This window comes from Streptomyces sp. NPDC127177 (genome assembly GCF_042672475.1).
Classification (GTDB): Bacteria; Actinomycetota; Actinomycetes; order Streptomycetales; family Streptomycetaceae; genus Streptomyces.
In genome coordinates, this window is the sequence record NZ_JBHXUW010000001.1 from 262,411 (window position 1) to 286,618 (window position 24,208).

The following is a 24,208-nucleotide window of genomic DNA, read 5'->3' on the forward strand; positions in this document are numbered from 1 at the left end:
GGCGCGACTCAGGTGCGGGGCGTCGGTCCGCCGTGCCGTCCCTGAGTGTGTTCCGTGAGCAACTCGGCGAGATGTTCCACCAGTTGGGTGAGTAGATCCAGCCGTGCTCCACCACGGGCCACCCGGAAACCGTGGCGGCGTCCCCAGAACGCCGTCTGCACGGCATGGAACTGCGCCCAGCGCCGGGCCCGTTCGCGATCGACTTCCGCGGCCTCGGCGAATCCGTCCAGGATCCGGTGGACGGCCCTGCGCACATCGTCCGCCCCCAGCAGCGTCACCGCACGCGACTTGAGCAGCGTGCCGCCGTCGTATGCGGGATCCCCCGCGTACCCCTTGGGGTCGACGGCCAGCCAGGGCTCCCGGTCGGCGCGCAGGATGTTCCGCGCGTGCAGATCGCCGTGGATCACGATGTCCGGCTGAACACGGCCCAGTTCGCGGGCGGTCGCCACGGCGGCGTCCACCACACGGGGCGACAAGGTGTGGGGCAGCTCTCCGGCGTCCTCGCGCAACTGCTCCTCCCAGGCGCCGGCCTGTTCCCGCAGCCGGGGGAGGCCGGGCGGTGCGGGGACGGCCAGGCGCCGATTGATCAGCCCCGCGACCCTCACCACCTCGTCGTTTCCTTCGACCTCGGCCAGGGTCGATGTCCGCACGCGTTCGAGGAGCATCGCGAAACGCCCGTCGTCGCGCTCGTGGAGCAGGACTGCCCCGCGACCGCCCCAGGCGACGAACGCGTCCGGCTCATGCACGTTGCCGGGGTGCGGAAAGGACACCTTCACCACGGCAGCCGTCCCGTCCGCCCGGCGCACCGGGACGACGACCCCGACACCGCCGTGCATGACCCCGCCGTCCGGCCGGCATCCCCAACGCCCCAGAAGGTCCTCCACGATCCCGGGCAGTTGGGCGAGCCACGCCGCACCCGGCTCGCCCTCCCGCTCGACGGTGCTCCGCGCGAACGCCTCCGGTACCTGGATCATCGGGGCACTCTACGCGCCGGTCCGACTCCGGCTCCATCGGATGAACCCGCGCCGCATCAGGAACCCCTCGTCCCGAAGGGTTGTCTCACCTCCCGGTACGGACCGTGCCCCGACGAGAGGAGCTTTCCGGATGGTGTGTCGAATGCGAGCGCTGCTGCTGACGGCCTTGGTGCTGATGACGGGCGCGGTGATGTCCTCCGCGCCGGCCACGGCCGTCATCGGCGGATCGAAGAGTACGTACGGCCCGTGGGCGGTGCGCATGCTCATCGACGGCAAGCCGGTGTGTACCGGCACGGCGGTCACGCGCCAGTGGATCATCAGTGCCTCGCACTGTTTCTACGAGCAGGCGGAGCCGGTCGCGGACAAGCGGATCTCCTTCAGGGTCGGCAGTCTCGACATGCGGAAGGGCACCACCGTGCGGCCGGTGCCCGGCAAACGTGTGGGAAGCGCTCGGGCCGACATGATGCTCATCAAGGTCCCGCCGATGAAGGTCCGCCCGGCGCGCCCGGCCACGACCGGTGTCCGCGCCGGGCAGGTCGTGCGGCAGTACGGATGGGGCGCCACCTGCGCGGGGGACGAGAACTCCTGCCAGTCCGCGGTGCTCAGGCGTTCCGACCTGAGGGTCGTACGGCCCGGCGCCTCGCGATGCGAGGGCTTCGCCGTGCCGGGTGGCCCGGACTTCTGCATGGAACGGGTGTCGGGCATTCCCGCGGGCGGTGACTCCGGCGGCCCGGTGATGAGCATCGCCCCACAGGGCGAGGAAGTCCTGCTGGGCGTCTTCGCCGCCTCCGACCGGGAACGCGTGGCCGGGGCGGGGGAGATCTCCGGGCAGCTCGACTGGATCCACTCGGTCATCCGGCGATAGCGCGGAGCGCGGGCAGGGGAGAGGGTGCGCCTACCCTGCCCGTCGCCGACCTCGCGAATTGAATCGTTCAACCATGCATGTCCCGGGATTTGCGGATCTGGTGACGCCTCGTCACTCGCCGCGCCAGAAGCCTGAGCTGGCATTCTCTCAAAGGTTGCGGCGGATCGCGGCGGAGGCATTGACGCTCGCCGATCGGCTGTCGTAGCGTCCGCACGGCTCGATTGAATCAATTCATCCTCTGGTCGGGGCGGCCCGTGCCGCCCCGACGGCGGCCGCGCCCCGCCTGTCTGCCGGCGTCGCATCCACTCTGCGAGGGAGTTCCGATGAACGACGGTGTCCACCCGACCACCGACGGCGCCGCCCTTCCCGCGGAAGCGCAGGTGCCGGTCAGCCGTCGGAGCGGCCGCGACCTTCCCCTCTCGCGCCGACGGGTGCTCCAGATCGCCGCTGCCGCAGCGGCGGCCGGTGCGACCACCAGCTTCTGGCAGTCCGCCCACGCCGCCGAACCGACGGGCCACGGGACCTTCTCCGCCGCACGGTTCGCGCGCCCGGCCGCCGACAGCATGCCGCTGATCCTCTGGTTCTGGAACGGCACCGTCACCACGGACCTGGTGGACAGCACCCTCGCGGACATGCGTGCCAAGGGTGTGAGCGAGGTGCTGGTCTTCCCGTTCGACACCACCGCCCTGCGGCCGGCCTTCTTCACCGAGGAGTGGTTCGACATCGTCGAGCACACGCTCCGCGAGGCCGGCCGCCACCACATGCGTATATGGCTGTTCAACGACGACTTCTTCCCCAGCGGCCGGGCCGGCGGGTTCGTGGTGAACGGTGGCGCGGTCGGCGACCGCACCTACCCGCCTCGGCCCCACCTGCGGGCCAAGGGCGTGCGGCGCAGCAGCACGCGGGCCGCCGCAGGTGACACCGTCCCGCTGGCTGGCCGGGCACTGGGCGTGGCGGACGGCCGGTTGGTGGTGGACGCCGCCGCCTTCGACGGTGTGCGCATCCTGAAGGAGGGCGCCGGATGGAGGGACTACACCGTCAGCGGCACCGTCCGTATCGACTCCGGTACCGCCGGGCTGTCGGTGCGCTGCTCCGACGCCAGGAACGGCTACCTCGCCGACCTGCGGAACGACGGAGGCGTGGACGTGTGGCGTCAGACGGACGGCGACTTCACCCTGCTGAGGTCGGGCACCGCCGTCGCCGGCTTCGACGCCGGCGACGATCACCACCTCCAAGTCGCCGTACGGGGACGGTCCATCGTCACCTCGCTCGACGGCACCGAGTCCGCGCCGGTCTCCGACTCCGCTTTCGCCACCGGCACGGTCGGTCTGCGCGCCACCGCGGCGCAGCGCTCCTCGTGGGACAGCCTGACCGTCGTCGGGGCGGACGGCGGTCAGTTGTTCGCCGACACCTTCGAAACCGATTCGGCGGTGGACCGTTTCCTGACGCCCGAGGACCTCGGGGACACCTTCGCGGCCTCGGCGCGTCCGATCGGCACCGGCGGCCCCGTCGTCCCGCGGATGATCGATCTCACGGACACCGCGCGCGGCGGCGGGACGTGGACAGCCCCGGCCGGGCAGTGGCAGGTGGACGTCTTCACCACCCGGCCGCTTGCGGACACCGACGGCAGCCGCCGTAACTACCTCGACCTGCTGGATGACGAGGCCGTTGGCCTGTTCATGGACATCGTCCCGGGCGAGTACGTCCGCAGATTCCCCTGGGCCGTCGGCCAGGTGCTGCTCGGCTTCGCCGACGACGAACCCTTCGTGGTGTCCGCCGACGCCGAATGGGCCCAGGTGCCGTGGTCACCGAGTCTGGCCGACGAGGTACGGCGGCTCGGCGGGCGGGCAGGTCTTGGCATCGTGCTCTCCGCGGTCCACGACGACCTCGGCGAGCAGGGACGCGCCTTGCGCGGTGTCTTCTGGCGCGCGGTCTCGAACCGCTTCTCGTCGGCCTACTACAAGGGCATCAGCACCTGGGCGGGTGACCACGGCCTGCAGTTGATCTCCAACCCGCTGTGGGACGAGTACGGCCCGGCGGAGCAGATCATGAGCACCGGAAACCTCAACACGGCACATCAGTGGGCCCAGGTTCCCGGCACCGACCTCATCGCCGACCATTATCAGAAGGGCTACCACCGCACCCTGCCTCGCTGGCCGGCCAGCGCCGCACACCAGGTCGGGCACGAGCGCGTCTACCTGGAGGCCATGGGAGCCGCGGGCTGGCAGGTCACTCCTGCGTTCACCCGCGAGGTGATCGGGGCGTTCGTCGTCCGCGGCATCAACAAGGTGCTGCTGCATGCCCGTTTCTCGGACTCGGACAACATCGTCTTCGCACCACCGTTCCAGCCGGTCAACCCGTGGTGGGACTTCTCGTCGCCGCTGAACGAATGGATCGGGCGGCTGGTGGAGGCCGCACGGGCCACGCCCGCGGCCCGCACAGCGCTGCTCCAGCCGCAACGAGCCGCGGAGTCCTTCCAGGGCCTCCCCGAGCAGACCACGATCGACAGTGCGTTCACCGGCGCTGTGCACGCACTGGAGGACAGCCAGATCGACTTCGACTTCGTCGACGAGGGCGCGCTCACGGCCGACCCGGCGCTGATCGAGCACGCGCGCTCGCACGGCGGGGACCTGGTCGTCGGACGGCAGCGGTACGGCATCCTCGTGCTGCCCACGACGCCGATGCTCTCGCTCGGCGCGGCCGTGGCGCTCACCCGGTTCGTGGACGGCGGCGGCGTGCTGGTGGCGGTCGGCGAGCTGCCGCGCCAGGAACCGGCCGGCCGTGCCGAGGAGTTGGCGAACGCGCTGGCCTCACTCTTCGCCGGTGCACGCGCTCCTCGCACGCACCGGGTGAAGGACGTGGCCGGGGCAGCCGCCCAGGTCGTGGCGGCGGGAGGCGCCGCAGTCATGCTCTCGCCGCCCGCTCCCGAGCTGAGGGCGCTGCGACTGGACCGCGACGGCGAGCAGTCCTTCCTGCTCAACAACGAGCATGCCGAAGGGGTCGAGGTCACCGCGACCTTCCCTGCCGTCGGCGTGCCGCACCTGTGCGACCCGGACACCGGGAAGACCGTACCGGCGCAAGTGTGGCGCACGGCGACGTTCGCTAGCAGGCCGGACGCGGGCACCGCGGTCGCGCTGCGGCTGGAGGCGAAGGCCGCCGTCCTGGTGGTGTTCCGGCGTGCGTCCCACGGGGTGCCCGCGCACGCGGTGGAGTCGAACGCACCGGTGCAGCACCTGACGGTCAAGGGGAATCGCGGCACCGCCACTGTGCGGGTGTCCGCGCCGGGAACCGCACGGGTCGTCGCACAGGGCGGCAACCGCAGGTTCACCGGCAGCCTCGCCGTCACCGATGCGCTGGCCGCGCTGCCACTCGACGGCGACTGGAGCTTCCGCTTCGAAGCCGACGGCACGCGGGCCACGGACCGCCCGCTCGGATCCTGGACGGGCCTGAACGCGTCCTACTCCGGTTCGGCTCTCTACGAACGCCGGTTCAACCTCGACGTCCAAGACCTGGCCGACCGGCTCTGGACGCTCGACCTCGGAGAGGTACGCGATGTCGCCCAGGTCACCGTGAACGGTGTGGAGCTGCCCTCCCTGCTGTGGTCGCCGTACCGGCTCGATGTCACCGCCTCGCTGCACCAGGGGGAGAACGTGGTGCGGGTGCGCGTCACCAACACCGGCGCCAACGAGCACGGCGACCCCCAGCCGTCCGGCCTGCTCGGCCCGGTGCTGCTGCGCCCGGAGCGACTGGAAGAGGTCCGGCTCTCGGTCGTGCGCGGCTGAACACGGCGAGCGTCATGGGCCCGTGCGCGGCTGAACACGGCGAGCGTCATGGGCCCGTGCGCCGGTCGGTCCGGCACGCGCTCGCCCCCAACGCGTTCGGGGGGTGGCATCCGCCACCCCCCGATGAATCGGCGCGCCCTCAGGTCTGCGGACGGCTGCCGTGGTTCGCGCCGTTCTTGCGGCGGGCCTTCTTCTTACGACGTCGCTTCGATGACATCGAACCCTCCTCTTTCTATCCATATCCGAACTATCCACCGGATTGTCTCCGGCGACCACAGAGCCCTTACCCGCCGACGCGCCGCCAAACACCCGGTGCGCGGGAGTACGAGTGGCAGGGGCCACGGGATGCGACGGTATCTTCCCCTCCGCATGCCGGGTCCGTCACATCCGGCGCCGGAGCTGTGCGCCAAGGCCTCCATGGACAGCCGCCGACCTGCTGTGATGTGATCCCTGCGCGGAACGGCCCTGCCTGGCGCTGTTCACCGGGCGATCCCCAGGTGCATCGTGCGAGGACGGCCGGAACCCCTCGTCATGTCCTCCGTCGCTCGATCGTCCGTGGGCCCCCACAGTGCCACGGTGAGCGCCGGGGCAGTCCCCCCAGGTTCGAAGGTTCCCTACACATGCAGAAGACCAAGGCCGCACTCTGGGAATTCCTCCAGGGGCTCGGCAAGACGTTCATGCTCCCGGTGGCCCTGCTCGCTTTCTGCGGCATCATCCTGGGCATCGGCTCCTCACTCTCCAGCGAGGCCGTCACCGACAACCTCCCCTTCCTCAAGGCGGAGGGCTTCCATCTCGTCTTCACCTGGATGGCCAACACCGGTCTGGTCGCCTTCACCTTCCTGCCCGTCCTCTTCGCGATGGCGATCCCGCTCGGTCTCGCCCGCGAGGACAAGGGAGTAGCGGCCTTCTCCGGCTTCGTCGGCTTCGCCGCCATGAATCTGGCGGTGAACTTCTACCTGACGGCCAAGGGCGTCGATTTCGAGGACGAGAAAGCGATCAGGCACTACGGCATAGCCGATGTCCTCGGCGTGCAGTCCATCGATACCGGACTGCTCGGAGCCGTGGTCGTTGGCATCGTTGTCAGCCTCCTCCACCAGCGCTTTCGCGCGCAGCGGATGCCTGACGCGCTGGCCTTCTTCGGTGGCCTGCGCTTCGTCCCGATCGTCTCGGCACTCGTACTGAGCGTGCTGGGTCTGCTCATCCCGCTGGTCTGGCCGACCTTCAACGGCTGGATCACCGCGGTGGGCCGCGGCATCGGGCACACAGGTGTCTTCGGGCCGTTCTTCTTCGGCATGGGGGAGGTGCTGCTGCGGCCGATCGGACTGCACCACATCCTCGTGGCCATGTTCCGGTTCACGGACGTCGGCGGTTCGGGAACGGTGTGCGGGGACAACGTCTCCGGCGCCCTGAACATGTTCTACGCGCACCTGGACTGCTCCGCCGCGCCGGACGCCGCCGTCACCGACGCGACCCACTTCCTCTCCCAGGGCAAGATGGCGTCCTACCTGGGCGGACTCCCGGGCGCCGCGCTCGCGATGTACCACTGCGCGAACAGGAAGATGCGCCCGGAGATCAAGGCCCTTCTCGTGTCCGGCGTGGTGGCCTGCGTGGTCGGCGGCATCACCGAGCCGCTGGAGTTCCTGTTCCTGTTCGTCGCACCGTGGCTGTACGCCATCCACGCGGTCCTCGTGGGACTCGGCTTCCTCACGGCCGCCGTGCTCGGCGTCTTCATCGGGAACACCGACGGCAATGTCATCGACTGGCTGGTCTTCGGAGTCCTCCAGGGCTCGACGACCAAGTGGTACCTGATACCCGTGATCGCGGCGGTGTGGTTCGCCGTCTACTACTTCCTCTTCCGCTGGGCGATCACGCGCTTCGACCTGAAGACCCCCGGCCGCGAGGAGGAGACGGAGCCGGACGACGACGGCGGACCCGCCGCCTCGGACGGGGAGACGGAGCCCGCACGCGTGCTGGTCGCGGGGAAGTACGACGCCGTCGCCATCCTGGACGCGATCGGTGGCGCCGACAACATACAGTCCCTGGACAACTGCATCACCCGCCTGCGCATGACGGTTCAGGACGCGGCGCGGGTCGACGAGGCGCGGTTGAAGAAGCTCGGCGCCGTGGGGGTCATCAAGCTCGACGGCCACAACGTGCAGGTCATCATCGGGCCGCAGGTCCAGTCGGTGAAGGACGCCATCGCGACCATGGTCCCGGTGGGCTGACCATGACCTTCCCCCCTCCCGCCCCCTGCGGTCCGGCCGGCGAGCCCGTGCCGGCGCCGTACGGTTTCGACACCCCCGTGGACCGGCACGGCACCTGGTGCACGCAGTGGGACTACGTCGAGGACCGTTTCGGAGTGCCGGACCTGTTGCCGTTCACCATCTCCGACATGGACTTCGAGACCGCACCGGAGATCCTTGCCGCGCTCCGCGACCGACTCGGCCACGGTGTGCTCGGCTACTCGCGATGGCGGCAGAGCGACTTCCTCTCCGCCATCGTCCACTGGTACGCGTCACGGCACGCGACGACCGTCGATCCGGAGTCGATCGTCTACGCGCCCTCCGTCCTCTACCAGATCTCCCAACTGCTGCGCCTGTGGTCGGAGCCGGGCGACGGAGTGGTCGCGCACACGCCCATGTACGACGCCTTCCCCAGGGCCGTCGCGGCCCACGGGCGGCAGCTCCGGGAGTGCCCGCTGGACGACTGGGCGGAGCTGGAGCGGCTCCTGGCGCTTCCCGACACCTCCGTGCTGCTGCTGTGCTCGCCGCACAATCCGACGGGCAGGGTCTGGTCCGCGGACGAGCTGGACCGGATGGCGCGGCTGTGCGAACGGCACGAGGTGGCCGTGATCAGCGACGAGATCCACTCCGACCTCGCCCACACCCCGCACGTCCACCGTCCCTGGGCCGCTCACGGCGGCGACGGACGGTGGGCCGTGGTCACATCGGCCTCGAAATCATTCAACATTCCTGCGTTGACCGGTAGTTACGGGATCATTGGCGACCCCGGATCGCGTGACGCCTATCTGAGCCGGCTCAAGGACGCGGACGGCCTCTCCTCTCCGGCCGTGCTGTCACTGGTCGGGCACATCGCCGCGTACCGGGAAGGGGCGCCCTGGCTGGACGCCTTGCTCAGCTATCTCGCGGGCAACCTCGCGATGGTCGCCGACCGGCTGCGCGCGGAGTTCCCGGAGCTCGGCTGGGAACCCCCGCAGGCCGGGTATCTCGCCTGGATCGATCTGCGGCCCCTCGGGGTCGACGACGAAGCGCTGCAGCGCGAGCTCGTCGAGGTGGAGAAGGTGGCCATCATGCCGGGAGCCGCGTACGGCTCCCCGGGGCGCGTCCGGCTCAATGCCGGTTGTCCCCGGTCCAAGGCGGAGTCGGGCGTCGAGGCGCTCGTGCGGGCGCTGCACCGGCTGACGCGACCGGGGGCGTCGCGGTCCTGAGCATGGCGGAGTCCTCGCCCTCACGGGCGGACCGCTCCGGCGCGGCCGGGCATTTTGCCCGCGCATGGTTCCGGTGCCTCTCTTGACATATATATAATTGCTATATGCATCAATCGTTGTCCTCGTCGGGTCCCACCGACGAGCAGCGCATCGAGAGCGCTGCCAGGGGCCTCCTCAGGGGAATCGGGCGACTGTCGCAGACGCTTTTTCGCAGCGGCGCCTTCGGGCTCACCCGCAGCCAGGCGGCCGTACTGGACGCCCTGGAGGACGGCCCCCGGCGGGTGACCGCGCTCGCCGCCTGCACCGGAATGGCGCAGCCGCGCGTGACGGTGGTCCTCCAGAGCCTCGAAGAGCGCGGCCTGGCCTCGCGTGAACGCCGCGCACCCGACCGGCGTGTCGTGGAGGCGACCCTGACGGCGGCCGGCCGGAACCTGCTCGAAGAGGGACGCCGACGGATGGCCGCAGCGCTCCTGCGGGGCCTCGACGCCGGCGTGGACGACTCCGAGCGCGCGGTGGGGGCCGCCCGCGACGCCCTCAACACCTTGCTGAACGCGATGGAACCGGAGACCAGTTGATCAGCCCAGGCACCGCGCCGTCGGACACCGCACCGGACCGAGGACCGTCCGCACCGCCCACCGGCACCCCGGCACCCGGGGCAGGCGCTCCGCGCACCGCCGCCCCCGCGGGGGGCGTTCAGTGCACCCCCGTATCCGCGGCGGACGTTCCGCGGGCCGTCGCACCGCGTCGAGTGGGCGGGCCCCGGCGGCGCTGGGACTGGGTGCTCGCGGCGGATCCCGGCCTCGGTCAGTTGCAGGCGGGATGGCGCACCTTCGTCGCCATGGTGACCGCCCTCGCGGTGGGCTACGGCATGGCGCGGGGCCTCGGCATCCCGGCCATGACCGGCATGATGGTCGGCGGGATGATGGGCCTGATGAGTGCCTTCGCCGTGGCCGAGAACACCTGGCAGCGGCTCACCCGGGCCATCGTATGGATGCCGTTCCCCTACGCCGCCGTCCTCTGGCTGGCCGCCGAGCTGCACGACGACCGCCGCCTGGAGATCGGCCTGATGGTCGGCGCGCTGGCACTGACCTTCTTCCTCGCCCGGTTCGGACAACTCGCCCTGCTCACCGGCATGATGCTCTTCAACGGCCTGATGGTCGGCATGATGGCGAACATCCCGGCGGGCATGGCGGGCAAGGCCCTCCTCGTGGCCCTGGTCTCCGCAGTCGCGGTGCTCGTGACCCGGCTGCTGCTCTGCTACCCGATGCCGCGCGAGGATCTGCTGCGTACCCAGCGCGCCTTCGTCGTGGAAGCCCGCCGGGTGGCGGACGCGGCCATCGAGGCGCTGGACCCCGACGCCGACCAGGAGCGGGCGGTGCGCCGCATGGCGCGCTCACTGCGCCGTCTCAACGTCACCACCGTCACCATCGACGGACGGCTCGCCCAGCCGGAGGTCGCGGCCGACCCCGTCATGGCTGAGCTCCTCCACCGCCATCTCTTCGACGCCGAGCTGGCTCTTCGCGGAATAGGCCGGGCCGTGCAGGACCTCGTGGGACTCGACGTGCCGCCGAGGCTGCGCGAGGCCCTGGTGGTGGGCCTGGTCATCGCGCGGGACACACCCCTCGGCAGTGCCCGGGGGCTGCACCCCGCGGCGGAGATCATCCGGGAGCGGGCCGGTCAGGTGCTTCCCGGCGCCGGCACGGGGAGCCGGCGGGCGGAGTCCGCCGAACCGGCCCACCGCGTGGCCCAGCTCCTCGACTCGCTGGCCGGCTCGCTCTCCCACTGGCTCGCGCTGGGCTGGAACTCGCCCCAGTCCCCTGGGAAGGTCCCCTTCCAGCCGACCGTGGCCCTGGAGCGCAACCGTCCCGCCGGATCCGGGGAGGCGACCCAGCGCGTGCTCGCGGCCCGCACGGAGTCGAGCTGGCGACGTGCCGTCCCCTTCGTACGCGCACCGCTGCATGCCGGGATCGCCGCCGCCATCGTCTGCCCGATCACCGACGCCATCGATCCGCACCGCTTCTACTGGGGGCTGGTCGGCGTGATGATCACCCTCTTCGGTACGAACACGACCCATGAGCGGCTGCGCAAGTTCGGCCACCGCATGGCGGGAACCGTGGTCGGCGCCGTGATCGGAATCGCGCTGCTCCACCTGGTGGGCCACGGTCACGTCTACGTCATGCTCGCGATCATCGTGGCGGGTCTCACGCTCGGCGCCTGGGGGATGCAGCGCGCGTACGCCCTCTGGGTCGTCGGGCTCGTCGTCGCGCTGGTTCAGTTGTACGGACTGACGACGCCCTACGGCGGCATGGACCACCTGCTCGGTGAGCGGCTGCTGGACAACGGTCTCGGCATACTCGTGGCAACCGCGTGCGCGGCGCTGATCTTTCCGCTCTCCGGCCGGAGGATCACACGCGAGGCCGAGCGCGGCTACGTGTCCGCCGTCGACGAACTCGTCTCACAGCTCGCCCTGCGCTGGGCGGACCCCGATGCCCCGGTCCGGCTGCGAGGAGCGGCCCGCGCGGTGGACTCGGCCCTCTTCCAGGTGGTGAGCCTGGTCCGGCCACTGGTCAGGATGCCACTCGGGGTACGGGGGAAGGACGCGGACAACCGCACCGCCCTGCTCACCACGGCCACCGGCCACGCCCGCGCCCTCGCGGCAGCGGCCGACATCGACATCGACCTGGCGCCCCGGCAGGCCGAACGGTTCGCGCGCATCACCGCGGTCCTGACCGGTTCGCTGCAGGCCCTGGACCGCTCGCTCGCCACCGGCGAGCCCCAGGAATCCTGGCAGCGGGTGGGCCCGCTGGTACGGGAACTGAAGGCGGAGCTGGACGTGGCCCCGCCGGGACCCCGAGCCGCGCGCATCCGTTCGGCGCTGCGGGAGCTGGCCGCGCTCGACGAATCGCTCGCCGGGTACGCGGAGCGGTGCGGGCTCACCGTGCGCAGCGCCTGCGTGAAGGAAGCAGCGATCTCCCCGATGGAACGCCGCACCCGGACACTCGTGGCCGAGTGGGCCACCACATGGCCGCCGCCCCGGGAGACCGCCGCCGACGGCGACTCCGGCCGCACGGCCGTGGTCACCGCCGCATCCCGGACAGAAGCCGCCTCACCGGGGCCCGCGGCGCCTGCCCCATCGGCCGGCGCGGCCGGTTCCTCCGCCGGGGTCGCAGTCACCGGCAGTGTCAGTTGCGACCGGCACCCCGCGGGCTGCGCAGGCTGGATCACCGTGATCGACGGGGGCGGAAGGCGGGTCGCAGCAGGACCCGTGCGGTCGGGCCGCTACCGCGTCGACGGGCTGCGGCCGGGCGCCCACACGCTCATCGTGTCGGCGGCGGACCACGCCCCGCACGCGGAACTCCTGCCCGTGCCGCCGACGGGGGAGAGCGGCCGAATCGGCCACGACATGCGGCTGTAGCGAGGGCCGCTCGCGGCTCCGGAACAGGACGCGCCGCGCGAGCTGTCGTGCTGCGCGACGCCACCCACCGGGCTCCGCCCATGCGATTCCAGCCACCCGGCCACTCCGATTAAGTCAGTCGATTGATTTAGATCGGGGTCTGGTGTCTAGTGATCGAGAACCCGGACCCAAGGAGGCTGGCATGAGCGAGATCCAGGATTCAGGTCCGCCGGACTACCCGTTCGTCTCTCCGGCAGCCCTGGAGCCGCCCGCGAGGTGGGCGGAACTCCGGTCGAAGTGCCCGGTGGCAGACGTGGCCTTTCCGAGCGGTGACACGGCGGTGCTGCTCACGCGTTACCAGGACGTACGCGCCGCGCTGGCAGACCCACGGCTCAGCCGCGAAGGCCTGGCCAGGCCCGACGCCGCGCGCATCACGGCCGGTGACGCCGAAGGCATCTTCAGCAGCCCGATGGCACGGACCCTGAACGACGAGGGCCATGCACGCTGGCGCCGGATGGTGGGCAGGTGGTTCACCGCGAAACGGATGGCCGCGCTGAAACCGCAGATGGAGGAGATGGCCGACCGGCTCGTCGACACCATGATCGAGCACGGCGGTCCCGCGGACGTGGTCAGCCATCTGGCCCTCCCCCTGCCGGTCTACGTCATCTGCACGATGCTCGGTGTGCCGGAGAGCGACAGGGAACGCTTCAAGGCGTGGTCCGACACCTTCCTCAACATGACGAAGTACACGCGGGAGGAGACCGACGCCGCACACCGGGACTTCGCCGCCTACATGTCGGCCCTCATCGCCGATAAGCGCGACGCGCCCGGAGACGATCTCCTCAGCCGGCTGATGGACGCGCAGGACGCCGAGGGCGATCCGATGTCCGAGGCGGGTCTGGTGGCCACCGGGCAGGCGCTGTTGCTGGCGGGCCACGAGACCACGGCCGGGTTCATCGCCATGATGACGGCCCATCTGCTGTCCGACCGCAGCCGCTGGGAGCGCCTGGTCGAGGACCGATCGCTGATCCGCTCGGCCGTGGAGGAGCTGCTGCGCTTCGACCCGAACGGCAGCGGCTTCGGGATGCTGCGCTACGCCCACGAGGACATCGAGCTCTCCGGCGGCACCGTGCCGCGCGGTGCGACGGTCGTGTGCAGCATGGCGGCGGCCAACCGGGACGAACGCGCCTGGGAGAAGGCCGACGTGATGGACGTCGGGCGCAGTCCCAACCCGCATCTCACATTCGGTGCGGGGCCCCACTCGTGCCTGGGCCAGCCGCTGGCCCGCACCGAACTGCAGGCCGTGCTCGGCGTACTGCTGCGCCGCCTTCCGCAGCTCAGGCTCGCGGTGGACGCCGACGACCTGCAACGTCACGAGGGCATGCTCACCAGCCCGCTGCGCGAAGTGCCGGTGACATGGTGAACAGAGCTCAGCCCCGCACCGGCCGCGGCGCCGACACACGCGAGGCCATCATGACGGCCGCCGAACGCCTCTACGCGGAACACGGTCTGTCGAACGTCTCCAACCGCCAGATCAGCGAAGCGGCGGGCCAGGGGAACAACACCGCCGTCAGCTACCACTTCGGCAGCCGGGCCACGCTCGTACGCACCATCATGGCCAGGCACGGCACGCACGTCGACGTCATCCGCATGCGCTACGTGAAGGCCGCCGGGCAGAGCACCGAGCTGCGGGACTGGGTGCGCTGCCTGCTGCGCCCGGTGACCGAACACAACGCCGCCCTGGGCGTCCCGTCCTGGCACGCACGGTTCGCCGTGCAGGTGATGACCGACCCGCTGATGCGGACACTGGTGGAGGACGAGTCCCTCACCCGGGACAGCCTGTGCCTCACCCTCCAGGGGCTGGGCCGGTGTCTCCACGACATCGTGCCCCCCGAGATCCGCCCCGCACGCGCCGAGATGGCCCGCCACCTGATCACCCACACCTGCGCGGAGCGCGAACGCACCCTCGCCGAAGGCCTGGCCGAGCCCGGCGCGTCCTGGGAGCGCACCGCCGACGCGCTGGAGGACGCCCTCGTGGGGCTGTTCGCCGCGCCCACCACCCGTCACTGAAGGACCACCAGGAGAGGGACCATGAAGATCACTGTGGACGAGGAGAAGTGCTGCGGTGCCGGTCAGTGCGTGCTGATCGCACCGGAGGTGTTCGACCAGCGCGACGAGGACGGCATCGTCATCCTCCTCGACGCCGCACCCCCGGTCGGGCGGCACGAGGAGGTCCGCGAGTCCGCCGGCGTCTGCCCCGCCGCCGCCATCCACCTCGGCGAGGACGGGTGAACACGCCGACGGGCGTACTCGTCGTCGGGGCCGGCGCCGCGGGCCTCACGGTCGTGGAGAGCCTGCGCCGCAAGGGCTACCGCGGCCGGATCACACTGCTCGGCCAGGAGTCGCAGACACCGTACGACCGTCCGCCCCTGTCCAAGCAGGTACTGGCCGGGACGTGGCAGGCCGAGCGCACCCACTTGCGTACGCGTGACGTACTGGAGGCCCTCGACGCGGAGCTGGTTCTCGGCGAGGGCGCGCTCGCCCTCGACGCCGCCACGCGAACCGTGCGCACCACGAGCGGAGCGGAGCTGCGAGCGGAGACCGTGGTGCTGGCCACGGGGCTTCACGCGCGCCGGATGCCCGCGCTTTCGGGCCCGGCGGGCGTGCACGTCCTGCGGACCCTCGACGACGCCGCACAGCTGCGCGGCGAACTGCTGGAAGCCGGACGGCTCGTGGTCATCGGCGACGGGGTGCTCGGCGCCGAGATCGCCGCCACCGCCCGCCTCATGGGCACCGACGTGACACTTACCGGACCCCAAGCAGCGCCGATGCAGGCGCAGTTGGGGCACGACATCGCGCAGTTGCTCGCCGCGCTGCACACCGGCAGCGGGGTGCGGCTGCGACCGCGCACCATGGTGGAGGGGGTGGAGACGGCCGACGGACGCGTCACCGGGGTCCGCCCGGCTGACGGCGAAACCATCCCCGCCGATCTGGTCGTCGCGGCGGTCGGCAGCACCCCTGCCACCGACTGGCTGGCAGGCAGCGGCCTGGCACTGGACGACGGCGTGGTGTGCGACTCCCGCTGCCTGGCCGCCCCCGGGGTCTACGCCGTCGGAGATGTCGCCCGGTTCCACCACGCGGGCCTCGACCGGCCGTTGCGCCTCGAGAACCGTACGAACGCCACCGAGCAAGCCATGCTGGTCGCGGCGAACATCCTGGGCGGGGACCGCCCCTACACCCCCGTGCCCTTCTTCTGGACCGACCAGTTCGGCGCCCGGATCCAGGTGTACGGGCTGCCCACCCCGGCCGCCACCCTGCGCATCGTCGAGGGCGACATGGAGCAGGGCCGGTTCGTCGCGCAGTACCTCGACGGCGAGGGCAGCCCTGTCGCGGTCCTCGGCTGGAACATGCCCAAACAGGCCCGCCAGCACCGACTGCACCTCGTCGACCGGTACGCCCCCGCACCCCGGCCCGGAGCCGCCGTCCCGCGGTGACCGCCCGCCAGCACCTGCCGCCCCACCGGAGGAGACCATGACCAGCACGCCCGCCATCCCCGAAACAAGCGCCCCCGGCATCCCCGCCTTCCCTCCGCCGCGCTCGTCGCAGTGCCCGTTCGCACCCTCGCCCGAGATGCGGGCGCTGACCGGGCACGGACCGCTCACCCGGGTCACCTCATGGGGCGGAAGCACCCCCTGGGCCGTCACCGGACACGCCGAGCAGAAGGCGTTGTTGTCCGACGCCCGGCTGAGCGTGGAGTTCTCCAGGCCGGGCTACCCCAGCCCTGTCGACCCGGCCCACGCCCACGCCGGCGGCACGGACCTGAGCTTCGTCGGCATGGACGACCCCGAGCACGCCCGGCTGCGCCGCATGATCAGCGGCACCTTCACCATCAAGCGGATCGAGGCGATGCGCCCCCGCGTGCAGGAGATGGCCGACGACTTCATCGACGCCATGCTCGAAGGCCCCAAACCGGCCGACCTCGTCCAGTCGCTGGCCCTGCCGATCCCCTCCCTTGTCATTTCGGAACTGCTCGGAGTCCCTTACGAGGACCACGAGTTCTTCCAGGTCAACAGCAAGACCATCGTCTCCGCCGTCGCCTCCCCGCAGGAACGGGGCACGGCCCACGCCAACCTCGCCGGGTACCTCGACGAGCTCGTCGGCCGCAAACTCACCGAGCCGGGCGACGACCTCCTCTCCAGCCTCTGCGCCCAGATCGACAGCGGTGAACTGACCCGCCGCGAGGCCGCGGCCATGGGCGTGCTCCTCCTCCTGGGCGGACACGAGACCACGGCGAACATGATCAGCCTGGGCACACTCCTGCTGTTGCAGCACCCCGATCAGCTCGCCCTGATCCGTGACACGGACGACCCCGCGGTCATCCGCGAAGCCGTCGAGGAACTCCTGCGCTATCTCTCCATCGTCCACCTCGGCCGCCGCCGCACCGCCCTGGAGGACATCGAGATCGCCGGCCACACCATCCGCGCCGGAGACGGCGTCATCCTCCTCGGTGAACTCGCCAACCGCGACCCGCTGGTATTCCCCGAGCCCGACCGCCTCGACCTCACCCGCAACGCCCGCCTGCACCAGGCCTTCGGCGCCGGCAGTCACCATTGCGTCGGCCAGCCCCTGGCCCGGATGGAACTCCAAGTCCTCTATCCAACCCTCTTCCGCCGCATCCCCACCCTGCGCACCGTCGACGGCCTCGACGCGATTCCCTTCAAGTACGACGCCCTCATCTACGGCCTCCACGCCCTGCCCGTCACCTGGTAACCAACAGGTACGGCCGCCGGCGCACCTGCGCGGGTCCGGGCACCGCGGCGGCGGTGCCCGGACAGTGCTCGTCTACTGACCGCCCGCGGAACCCGGGCGGTGGTGCGGCAGGCCGTCGGCGTCCACGGCGACGCCGTTGACGGTGAGCGACCCGCCCCGTCCGACGGTGACCCGCGCGGCCATCGCGGCCGCGAGGTCCAGCCGCTGCCAGCTACCGGTGCCGTCCTCCTGGTCCATCACATATCCCGAGGGGATCTCGGTGGCGGCCAGCACGGTACGGCGCTGGGCCGCGGACAGTCCGGGGAAGGCGGTGATCAGCAGGTTCTCCGCGCCCGGGGGAACGGACGGGTCCAAGCCGGTGGTGCCGACCTGCGGGTACCCGTAGGTCATGCGCTGCCGGTACACGCTCAACGCCTTGTCCGTACTCAGGTACGGGCTTGCGCCCGCCGCGCACTCCGCGAGGGTGCCGGCCCGTCCGGCCTCGTGGCACTTCTGGGTGAGGACGCTCCGCAACTCGGTTCCGGCCTGCTCCAGCAGGGTGCGGAAACGCGGGTCCGACCAGCGCATCTGTGCGGTGTCCGCGCCGACGATCCGGCCCCCCATGATGTCGGTCGGGTAGTGGAAGGCCAGCACGATCCGGTTGTTGGCGTACTCCGAGGTGCGGGCCAGGATCTGTGGAGCAAGCTGCGGCAGCAGCGTGGCCATCACGATGCCCTGTGCGTAGGCGTGGCTGGTGTGGCCGCTCGGGAAGGACCCGTCGCCCTCCAGCCCCGCATAGCCACCCGGGCTGTCCCACTGCTCGATCAGACCGCTGTCGTTCGTGAAGCCCATGCGCACGAACGGCCGCTTGTACTGGTAGTTGTTCTTGGCCGTCTGGTACCAGTCGGCCGATGAAGTCGGTGTGTGCTCCACGCGACCGCTCAACAACGCGTTGGTCTTGGGCAGTTCACCGTTCCTGAGCGCTTGGGTGTAGAGCGGGCCGATCGCCTCGCCGAGACCGTCGGCCATCGTCCGGTACGGGCTGTTCGCACCGTCGACGAGTGCCTTTTGCACCTGCGGGTCGGTGCGGTCCGGGTAGGCGTTGTTGATCCTCACGACCGTCTTGTCGTTGAGCGCCGTCAGCTGGTCGTAGGTCGTTCCCTCCGGCAGGACGGTGTTGGCGCCCATGATGCCCGGCGTGCTCGCGGCCTTCGTGAACGGGTGCAGCAACTCGGTGAAGTAGTCACCGCCGTTCGGCGCGGTGGGCAGCACGTCCGATGCGTACGTGGTGTTCAGCCGGCTGTCGGTGAAGGGCAGCGAGGCGTCGGTCTGCTCCAGGTACGGCAGGCCGAAGTACGCGTCGGAGCTGGTGCCGTTGCACTGGTGCACCTCGACCGCGAGTGTGTTGCTGCCGGCCCGCAGGGAGGACGCCGGGATCGTGAACGTCGAGGCCGCCGGGTCGCCGCCGCCGTCGGTGCCGTCCTCGGTCTCGTACTGGAGGTTGCGCGTGATGTGACTGTCGTTCCAGCCCGCCACCCGCTTGCCGTTGAGGTACACCGTCGCCGTGTCGTCGTAGACGATGCTGCCGACCAGGCCGGTCATGGCGTCGATGGCAGACCGGTCCAGCGTGAACGACGTACGGAAGAAGTACGCCTCGATGTCGGTGTCCGGGGAGCCGCCCTTCTTGAGGTTCAGCTTGGTGCCGACCGGGAAGCCCTTCCCCAGGTCGGTGCCCTCTCCCTTGACGCCGAATGCCCCGGTCGCCGTCTTCCACGGGCCCTCGCCGCTGTCGAAACCCGGCTGTGTCCACGCCGTGCGGTCGGTCGCACCGCCCGCGGGGTCGACGTCCGGCGTGTCGAGGTAGCTCCAGCTGGTGGAGGTGTCGAGCGTCCGCTTGCCGAGCTCGACGGCGTCGACCCACCCGGAGACGGTGGAGCCGGCCTTCGCCGCGGGGTTGTCATAGCTGAGCAGCACGTCCGTGACCCGCTTGCCGGCGAGGGAACCGAGCTCCACGGACATGGTGTTCCAGACACCGGGCGTCGGTGACGAGGAATCCGGAGCCGTGCCGGTGGCGCGCCCCGCCGTGTCACGCAGCGTGGGACGGCCGTGCAGCCGCCGGGTGTGACGGCCGTCGGCGTCGGTATAGACCACATCGACGGTGGCATGTGCGGAGGCGTCGTCCGTCGGGCGGATCGCGTAGCTCAACGCCGAGTCCGGGCCCAGCGGGACATCGAGTCCGGACCGCATGACCACGGTCGAGGAGGCGGCACCGGACTTCAGCAGGCGCCCCGCGTACCGGAGCGCGCCCGTGCCGGCCGCGGCCCCGACGGACTGGGCGTCCTCCACGGACAGGCCCAGCGCGGACGGCCGGGTGCCGGCATCGCTGCGCAGCGTCCAGTCGGCGAGCTGGAACTTCGTGCGGTCGGCCGTCGACCCCGTGCAGTGCTCGGCGCAGTTGCCGGTCACCCGCAACTGGTAGTAGCGGTAGCTTCCGGGTGTGCCGACCGGGTAGAAGCCGGTCTGGTTGCGGGCGCCGAACTCCTGGTCCTTCTCGCTGTCGAGTGCCGTCCATGACGGGTCGTCGGCGTCGGAGGCGGCGGAGGCGCGGTTGCTGCCGAACACCGTCCAGGCCCGCGGGTCGCGCGGAGGCGCGTCATTCCCGGAGGTGAGGGAGTAACCGGTCACCGGGGCAGCCGATTCCAGTGTGTAGATCGCGTAGAGGGGGTGGTCGGCCGTCGGCTGTCCGGATCCGCTCGCGTACCACTTGGTGGAGCTGTCGTTGTCCGCCAGGCTCGCGACGTGTTCGGTGGTGCTCCCGTCGTTCGGCTGGTTCGAGATCACCGACGTCACCGTCGTGCTGACCCGGGTCGTCTCGCCTCGCAGCCCCGTCGCGGGGCGGTAGGCGGGAAACCCGGCGGGCTGGGGTGCTCCGGCCTCGTAGGACGTGGACCAGTAGCCACCGAGCGCCGGCGCGTCGTCGGCGACCGCCGAGGCGCCGGCCGACCGGACACCCGTCAGTACGGTCAGCAGCGATACGGCGATCACCGCGGCCTTGCGTCTACTCCTCGTGTGCGAACTCATGCTTCCTCTGATTCCTTCTCTCATCGGTCAGGGGACGGAACAAGTCCCGGCCGGGCGGCCGGATTCAGGACGTGGCGGGCGGGGACGGCCGTGCCGGTCGTGCCGGTCGCACGAGACCCGCAACCGGGCTCGCTGCCCGCTGCTCAGTGGGCCTGCGCCGCGTCGAGCAGGTCGAGCGCACTGTGCCGGCAGCCGTTGCCGGTGCCCTTGTACACGCCGGTCCGGCGCGGCCCGTACCGGGCGAGGGTGCGCCGGCCGGTGGGGCCTGACGGGGTCCTCGTGTCGCCGAGCTTGCTTCCGCCGGTCCAGGAGACACCCCCGTCGAAGGAACGGTCGTGCCACACCTCGTCGCCGCTTTGGCCGCCGTCGACGGACGCCCAGCCCATGACATCGTTGTCAGGCAGCAGGAGGGCAATGGTCCCGCCCTCGTCAGCCGCCCTGACAGGGACCCGGTCGCCGGTCGCGTACTCGGGGTCGCGGGCGTCGCGGTACGTGTCGCGGACCGACGGGACGGCCGCGTGCGCGGGCGCGGAACCGAGAGCCGGCGTCAGACCGGGAATCAGGCAGGAAGGTGCCAACGCCCGTCTGAGCAAGGCCGCGTGGACGACGCGACTGGCGGTGGGGGGCATGGTCTCTCCCGGTCGGGGGATGACGAAGCGTTTCGGCTGTCAGGTAATCCGTCGGTGCTAAGGGTGTCAAGAGCAACGGCCGAACAGGGGCGCGGGGCAGCCTTCTCACGCCCGGGGACCGGCAGGAGCGTTCGCGCGGGTCACGCCGGGCGGGGCGTACAGCTCGACGGCGCAGGCCGAGTAGGCGTACCGGGTGGCCCGTGCGGTCGCGTGGACGCGCAGGTAGCGGCCCGAGGCGCCGTCCGGCAGGGGGACGACCGCGGTCCCGGCCGTACCCGAGGTGCTGGCGTGGACGGTGTTCCAAGCCCTGCCGTCCGTGGAGACCTGGAGACTGTGGGCCGCGGCGGCTGCCGTCTCCCGGACCACGATGGCCGTGCCGAGAGCCGTCGTGCGTCCGAGGCGGACTGTGAACCACCGTGGGTCGGCGGTGGTGGATTCCCAACGGGCCGACGGGGAGCCGTCGGTGAGGTCGGAGACGATGTTGATGGCGTTGTGCGTGCTGCTCGCCGCCGCCCGCCGGCCGACGGCGAGGTCCGCCCGGTGGACGGCCGGCTACACCAGCCGCAGGGGCCTGGCGGCCGAGGGCAGCCCGAGCCTCACATGCCTCGCCCGCACCGGGGCGAAGTCCACCGTTGGCCGCCCTGGTCGCCCATCCGGTGGAGCACGTACGTGCCGAAGGTGATGCCGTCGTGGTAGCCCGCCACCAACAGGTCATCAGGTACCCGCACCCCGAGGTCCTGAGCCCGGATCATCAGCGCTATCGCGGTCAGGTCGTTGGCGCGGAGCACGGCGGTCGGCGGCTCGTCGAGTCCCAGCAGGTGGTCCGCAGCGACCTGTCCGCCGTCGTAGGTGAAGTCACCCTCGAACGGCGGGCTCGGCGAAAGCCCCGAGCGCCACAGCACGCACCGCCAGGCATCCATCCGCTCCCTGGAGTGCCGGAAGTCCAACGGGCCGCTGACCGCTCCCAGTCGCATCGGCAGGGAGGCCGCGCGGCTGCTCCTCGACCTGGCCGAGGGCAGAAGCACCGGCGACCGCACCGTTCCTGCGGCCACCCTGGTCGTCCGGAACTCCAGCGGTCCCGCCCCGGGCGCCGGGCCCGGCCGGAGGCCCGAGCGCCGGTGTCGCCGCACCGCTCATGATCGGGCACGTCTTCAGCCAGCGGTATGCCGTGCTCGGCGTGCTCGGCGTGCTCAAGGGATGAGATCGGGCGCAGGGCCGGGCGGGACGGGCCCTGCCGAGTCCCGGACCATGAGGCGGGCCGCGGGCAGGAACCGGTCCGGCGGTTCCTGCCCGGCGATCACCTCGTTGAGGACCTGAGCGGCGACGACTCCCCAGCCCGCCGCCTCGTTGCTCACAGTCGTCAACGGCGGGTTGAGGAACTGCGAGAGCTCGCCGTCGTCGAAGCCGACGACCGACAGGTCGTGCGGAATGCACAGGCCGCGCTGGTGAGCAACCGCCATGCCCGTGACGGCCATCAGGTCGTTCGCGTACACGATGGCGGTGGGGCACCGGCCGGGCGGCAGGTCCAGCAGCGCGGCGGTGGCGGACGAACCGCCCGCGGCTGTGAAGTCCGAGGCGATGAAGGGCCCGGGCGGCAGTCCGTGCGCCGCCATGGTGTCCTGCCACGCCGTCCGGCGCCGGGCGGCGTGCAGATAGGACGGAGGTCCGCCGACATGGGCGATGAGACGGTGACCGTGCCCGATCAGGAACTCGACCGCGGCGGTCACGCCGGGCTCGTCCGGCCGGATCACCGCAGGAAAGGGGCTGGGCACGTCCAGCGGGTTGAGCGTCACCGCCGGTATGCCGAGCGCTTCGATCCGGGCGGCTCGCGGGTCGTTCTCGCGCAGGTCCGTGAGGACGAAACCGTCCACCCTCCGTTGGGCGGCCAGTTCCCCGTACACGGCGGCCTCGGCCACCGGGTCAGGGGCGAAACGCAGCAGGAGGGACTGGCCGTAGGGCTCCATGCCGGTCTCCAGACCGGCGATGAAGGGGGCGAAGAAGGGGTCGGAGCCCAAGGACGCCGCATCGCGGGCGATGACCAGCCCCAGTGCGTCGGCGCGGGCCCTGGACAGTGACCGGGCGAGTTGGTTCGGGGTCCAGTCCAGGACGCGCATCGCGTCCTCGACCCGCCGTCGCGTCGCCGGTGCCACGCCGGGCCTGCCGTTGATCACGAACGAAACGGTTCCGCGTGACGTCTGTGCGTGCCGGGCCACGTCGGCGATGGTCGGCCTGCGTTCCTTGCGGGCCCGGCGGCTGCCGGGATCGCCCTGTGTGGGCGGGACGCCACGGTCCTCGCCGCTGTCGGACGCGGCGGAACCACCCCGATCCGCAACGACGTTCGGACCACTGAGCCGGTGCTGTCCCGTGGGGTCGGCGGGATCCTCTGGAGGCATGAGCGCTCCTCCTTGCCGCTGCCGACCACCACCGTACCCACCCGTCCACGGGTGCGTCACCGCGGATCGCGTATCGCCTGCTACGACCGTGCCCGCCGTCCCCGGCCGCCGGGGGAGTCGCGAACCGCCCGGCAGGGCCGAGGCTACTTCGGCGGGTTGAGCCTGCGGAAGTACGTCCAGCTCGTCTCGTTCGGCTCGCTCCACGTCTCCGGGGCGTGGGCGAACTCCGGCTGGTGGTCGGCGATATAGGCGCGGGTGCGCTCCGGGACCTCGGCGTACGAGCCGAGCTTGCGGCCCCGGCAGTGGAAGGTGAGACCGCCTGGCGCCTGACCACGGGCCATCCACGGGAGCCACGGGGACATCCGGGTCCACGACATGGTGGCAGGGACGCTGGGCGCCGGGCCCGCCAGATCGGAGCGGTCGGCGAAGAACTGGAAGAGCTCCAGCGCCTTGTAGGTGTCGCCCGCCGAATGAAGGGGGTACTGCGCCACCGGCAGGGGCGAGGGATAGGCCAGCGGGATCTCCAGGCTGAAGCAGACCTGTCCGCCGAGCTCGGTCGTCGGGATCGGGAAGGGGCGCCACTTCTGGTTCGCCGGGTCGTTCCAGACGTGCACCACCGGCAGGTCCTGCCAGGTCTCCAGGATCTCGCGGCTGACGGGGTCCAGGTAGAAGGCGGCCTCGCGGGTGAGCAGTTGGTAGGCGTCCGGACCGGCCTCGGTGTCCTGGACCAGGCGGGCGACGTTGATTCCCTCGAATCCGAAAACGCGCTGGTAGGGCTCGTCGGGGGACCAGGAGTACACATCGCCCGACCACCAGTACGTGACCTCCTCGCCGTCGAGCGAGGCGCGGGTGCGGGCGAGGGAGCGGAGCAGCTCAGCGGGTGTCGTCATACC

General features: G+C 71.1%; 18 protein-coding genes and 1 pseudogene. 11 read left to right on the plus strand and 8 right to left on the minus strand.

Annotation, left to right across the window (positions count from 1 at the left end):
* Window positions 1–8 precede the first annotated feature (8 nt).
* A complete protein-coding gene (locus tag ACFVJX_RS01145; RefSeq protein ID WP_384123468.1) occupies window positions 9–974 on the minus strand; it encodes an aminoglycoside phosphotransferase family protein in 966 nt (321 codons plus the stop codon).
* A gap of 130 nt (window positions 975–1,104) precedes the next feature.
* Between ACFVJX_RS01145 and ACFVJX_RS01150 the strand changes: the two genes are divergently transcribed.
* Entirely contained in the window at window positions 1,105–1,839 is a 735-nt protein-coding gene (locus ACFVJX_RS01150; RefSeq protein ID WP_384123466.1) for a S1 family peptidase, read from the plus strand.
* 323 nt (window positions 1,840–2,162) lie between these two features.
* Window positions 2,163–5,621: a glycosyl hydrolase gene (locus ACFVJX_RS01155; RefSeq protein WP_384123464.1), complete on the plus strand. Its 3,459-nt coding sequence runs from the start codon at window positions 2,163–2,165 to the stop codon at window positions 5,619–5,621.
* A gap of 139 nt (window positions 5,622–5,760) precedes the next feature.
* Here the strand turns inward: ACFVJX_RS01155 and ACFVJX_RS01160 are convergent, their stop codons facing one another.
* Window positions 5,761–5,838 (minus strand): 50S ribosomal protein bL37, encoded by a 78-nt coding sequence (locus ACFVJX_RS01160; RefSeq protein WP_371604899.1) that lies wholly within the window; start codon window positions 5,836–5,838, stop codon window positions 5,761–5,763.
* A gap of 403 nt (window positions 5,839–6,241) precedes the next feature.
* Here ACFVJX_RS01160 and malX point away from each other — a divergent pair, with 403 nt between their 5' ends.
* The 9 genes from malX (at window position 6,242) to ACFVJX_RS01205 (ending at window position 17,233) form a co-directional block, all read left to right on the plus strand.
* Window positions 6,242–7,846 (plus strand): maltose/glucose-specific PTS transporter subunit IIBC, encoded by a 1,605-nt coding sequence (gene malX, locus ACFVJX_RS01165; RefSeq protein ID WP_384123462.1) that lies wholly within the window; start codon window positions 6,242–6,244, stop codon window positions 7,844–7,846.
* A gap of 2 nt (window positions 7,847–7,848) precedes the next feature.
* Complete coding sequence (locus tag ACFVJX_RS01170; RefSeq protein WP_384123460.1) at window positions 7,849–9,069, plus strand: MalY/PatB family protein; 1,221 nt, start codon at window positions 7,849–7,851, stop codon at window positions 9,067–9,069.
* A 104-nt stretch (window positions 9,070–9,173) separates the two neighbouring features.
* A complete protein-coding gene (locus ACFVJX_RS01175) occupies window positions 9,174–9,644 on the plus strand; it encodes a MarR family winged helix-turn-helix transcriptional regulator (protein ID WP_384123458.1) in 471 nt (156 codons plus the stop codon).
* A 173-nt stretch (window positions 9,645–9,817) separates the two neighbouring features.
* A complete protein-coding gene (locus tag ACFVJX_RS01180; RefSeq protein ID WP_384123456.1) occupies window positions 9,818–12,484 on the plus strand; it encodes an FUSC family protein in 2,667 nt (888 codons plus the stop codon).
* Between the two features lie 181 nt (window positions 12,485–12,665).
* Window positions 12,666–13,886: a cytochrome P450 gene (locus tag ACFVJX_RS01185; RefSeq protein ID WP_384123455.1), complete on the plus strand. Its 1,221-nt coding sequence runs from the start codon at window positions 12,666–12,668 to the stop codon at window positions 13,884–13,886.
* Window positions 13,880–14,533, plus strand: a complete 654-nt coding sequence (locus ACFVJX_RS01190; protein ID WP_384123453.1) for a TetR/AcrR family transcriptional regulator — start codon at window positions 13,880–13,882, stop codon at window positions 14,531–14,533. Before ACFVJX_RS01185 ends, ACFVJX_RS01190 begins: the two co-directional genes overlap by 7 nt.
* Before the next feature lie 21 nt (window positions 14,534–14,554).
* Window positions 14,555–14,755, plus strand: coding sequence for a ferredoxin (locus ACFVJX_RS01195; protein WP_384123451.1), 201 nt, complete (start codon window positions 14,555–14,557; stop codon window positions 14,753–14,755).
* The gene (locus tag ACFVJX_RS01200; RefSeq protein WP_384123449.1) at window positions 14,752–15,957 is read left to right on the plus strand and encodes an NAD(P)/FAD-dependent oxidoreductase; all 1,206 of its coding nucleotides are present in this window, start codon (window positions 14,752–14,754) and stop codon (window positions 15,955–15,957) included. The genes ACFVJX_RS01195 and ACFVJX_RS01200 overlap by 4 nt, the downstream gene beginning before the upstream one ends.
* Before the next feature lie 37 nt (window positions 15,958–15,994).
* On the plus strand, window positions 15,995–17,233 hold the full coding sequence (locus tag ACFVJX_RS01205; protein ID WP_384123447.1) for a cytochrome P450: 1,239 nt from the start codon (window positions 15,995–15,997) through the stop codon (window positions 17,231–17,233).
* Window positions 17,234–17,305: 72 nt separating this feature from the next.
* Here the strand turns inward: ACFVJX_RS01205 and ACFVJX_RS01210 are convergent, their stop codons facing one another.
* The 6 genes and pseudogenes from ACFVJX_RS01210 to ACFVJX_RS01235 all read right to left on the minus strand — a co-directional run bounded on the left by ACFVJX_RS01210 (window position 17,306) and on the right by ACFVJX_RS01235 (window position 24,205).
* Entirely contained in the window at window positions 17,306–20,293 is a 2,988-nt protein-coding gene (locus tag ACFVJX_RS01210; protein WP_384123445.1) for a phosphatase PAP2 family protein, read from the minus strand.
* A gap of 143 nt (window positions 20,294–20,436) precedes the next feature.
* A complete protein-coding gene (locus tag ACFVJX_RS01215; RefSeq protein ID WP_384123443.1) occupies window positions 20,437–20,922 on the minus strand; it encodes a hypothetical protein in 486 nt (161 codons plus the stop codon).
* Between the two features lie 105 nt (window positions 20,923–21,027).
* A pseudogene (locus ACFVJX_RS01220) lies at window positions 21,028–21,420 on the minus strand (discoidin domain-containing protein); the annotation flags it as partial.
* Window positions 21,421–21,518: 98 nt separating this feature from the next.
* Window positions 21,519–21,947, minus strand: coding sequence for a substrate-binding domain-containing protein (locus tag ACFVJX_RS01225; protein WP_384123441.1), 429 nt, complete (start codon window positions 21,945–21,947; stop codon window positions 21,519–21,521).
* 165 nt (window positions 21,948–22,112) lie between these two features.
* Window positions 22,113–23,315, minus strand: a complete 1,203-nt coding sequence (locus tag ACFVJX_RS01230) for a LacI family DNA-binding transcriptional regulator (RefSeq protein WP_384123439.1) — start codon at window positions 23,313–23,315, stop codon at window positions 22,113–22,115.
* A 143-nt stretch (window positions 23,316–23,458) separates the two neighbouring features.
* Window positions 23,459–24,205: a DUF1838 family protein gene (locus tag ACFVJX_RS01235; RefSeq protein WP_384123437.1), complete on the minus strand. Its 747-nt coding sequence runs from the start codon at window positions 24,203–24,205 to the stop codon at window positions 23,459–23,461.
* Window positions 24,206–24,208: the final 3 nt, after the last annotated feature.

What these genes read in the sequence shown, in the direction of transcription:
- ACFVJX_RS01185 (WP_384123455.1), top strand. Translation starts at nt 12,666, where the DNA reads ATGAGCGAGATCCAGGATTCAGGTCCGCCGGACTACCCGTTCGTCTCT.
- ACFVJX_RS01195 (WP_384123451.1), top strand. Translation starts at nt 14,555, where the DNA reads ATGAAGATCACTGTGGACGAGGAGAAGTGCTGCGGTGCCGGTCAGTGC.
- ACFVJX_RS01175 (WP_384123458.1), top strand. Translation starts at nt 9,174, where the DNA reads ATGCATCAATCGTTGTCCTCGTCGGGTCCCACCGACGAGCAGCGCATC.
- ACFVJX_RS01230 (WP_384123439.1), bottom strand. Translation starts at nt 23,315, where the DNA reads ATGCCTCCAGAGGATCCCGCCGACCCCACGGGACAGCACCGGCTCAGT.
- ACFVJX_RS01160 (WP_371604899.1), bottom strand. Translation starts at nt 5,838, where the DNA reads ATGTCATCGAAGCGACGTCGTAAGAAGAAGGCCCGCCGCAAGAACGGC.
- ACFVJX_RS01150 (WP_384123466.1), top strand. Translation starts at nt 1,105, where the DNA reads ATGGTGTGTCGAATGCGAGCGCTGCTGCTGACGGCCTTGGTGCTGATG.
- malX (WP_384123462.1), top strand. Translation starts at nt 6,242, where the DNA reads ATGCAGAAGACCAAGGCCGCACTCTGGGAATTCCTCCAGGGGCTCGGC.
- ACFVJX_RS01170 (WP_384123460.1), top strand. Translation starts at nt 7,849, where the DNA reads ATGACCTTCCCCCCTCCCGCCCCCTGCGGTCCGGCCGGCGAGCCCGTG.
- ACFVJX_RS01215 (WP_384123443.1), bottom strand. Translation starts at nt 20,922, where the DNA reads ATGCCCCCCACCGCCAGTCGCGTCGTCCACGCGGCCTTGCTCAGACGG.
- ACFVJX_RS01235 (WP_384123437.1), bottom strand. Translation starts at nt 24,205, where the DNA reads ATGACGACACCCGCTGAGCTGCTCCGCTCCCTCGCCCGCACCCGCGCC.
- ACFVJX_RS01190 (WP_384123453.1), top strand. Translation starts at nt 13,880, where the DNA reads ATGGTGAACAGAGCTCAGCCCCGCACCGGCCGCGGCGCCGACACACGC.
- ACFVJX_RS01205 (WP_384123447.1), top strand. Translation starts at nt 15,995, where the DNA reads ATGACCAGCACGCCCGCCATCCCCGAAACAAGCGCCCCCGGCATCCCC.
- ACFVJX_RS01145 (WP_384123468.1), bottom strand. Translation starts at nt 974, where the DNA reads ATGATCCAGGTACCGGAGGCGTTCGCGCGGAGCACCGTCGAGCGGGAG.
- ACFVJX_RS01155 (WP_384123464.1), top strand. Translation starts at nt 2,163, where the DNA reads ATGAACGACGGTGTCCACCCGACCACCGACGGCGCCGCCCTTCCCGCG.
- ACFVJX_RS01210 (WP_384123445.1), bottom strand. Translation starts at nt 20,293, where the DNA reads ATGAGTTCGCACACGAGGAGTAGACGCAAGGCCGCGGTGATCGCCGTA.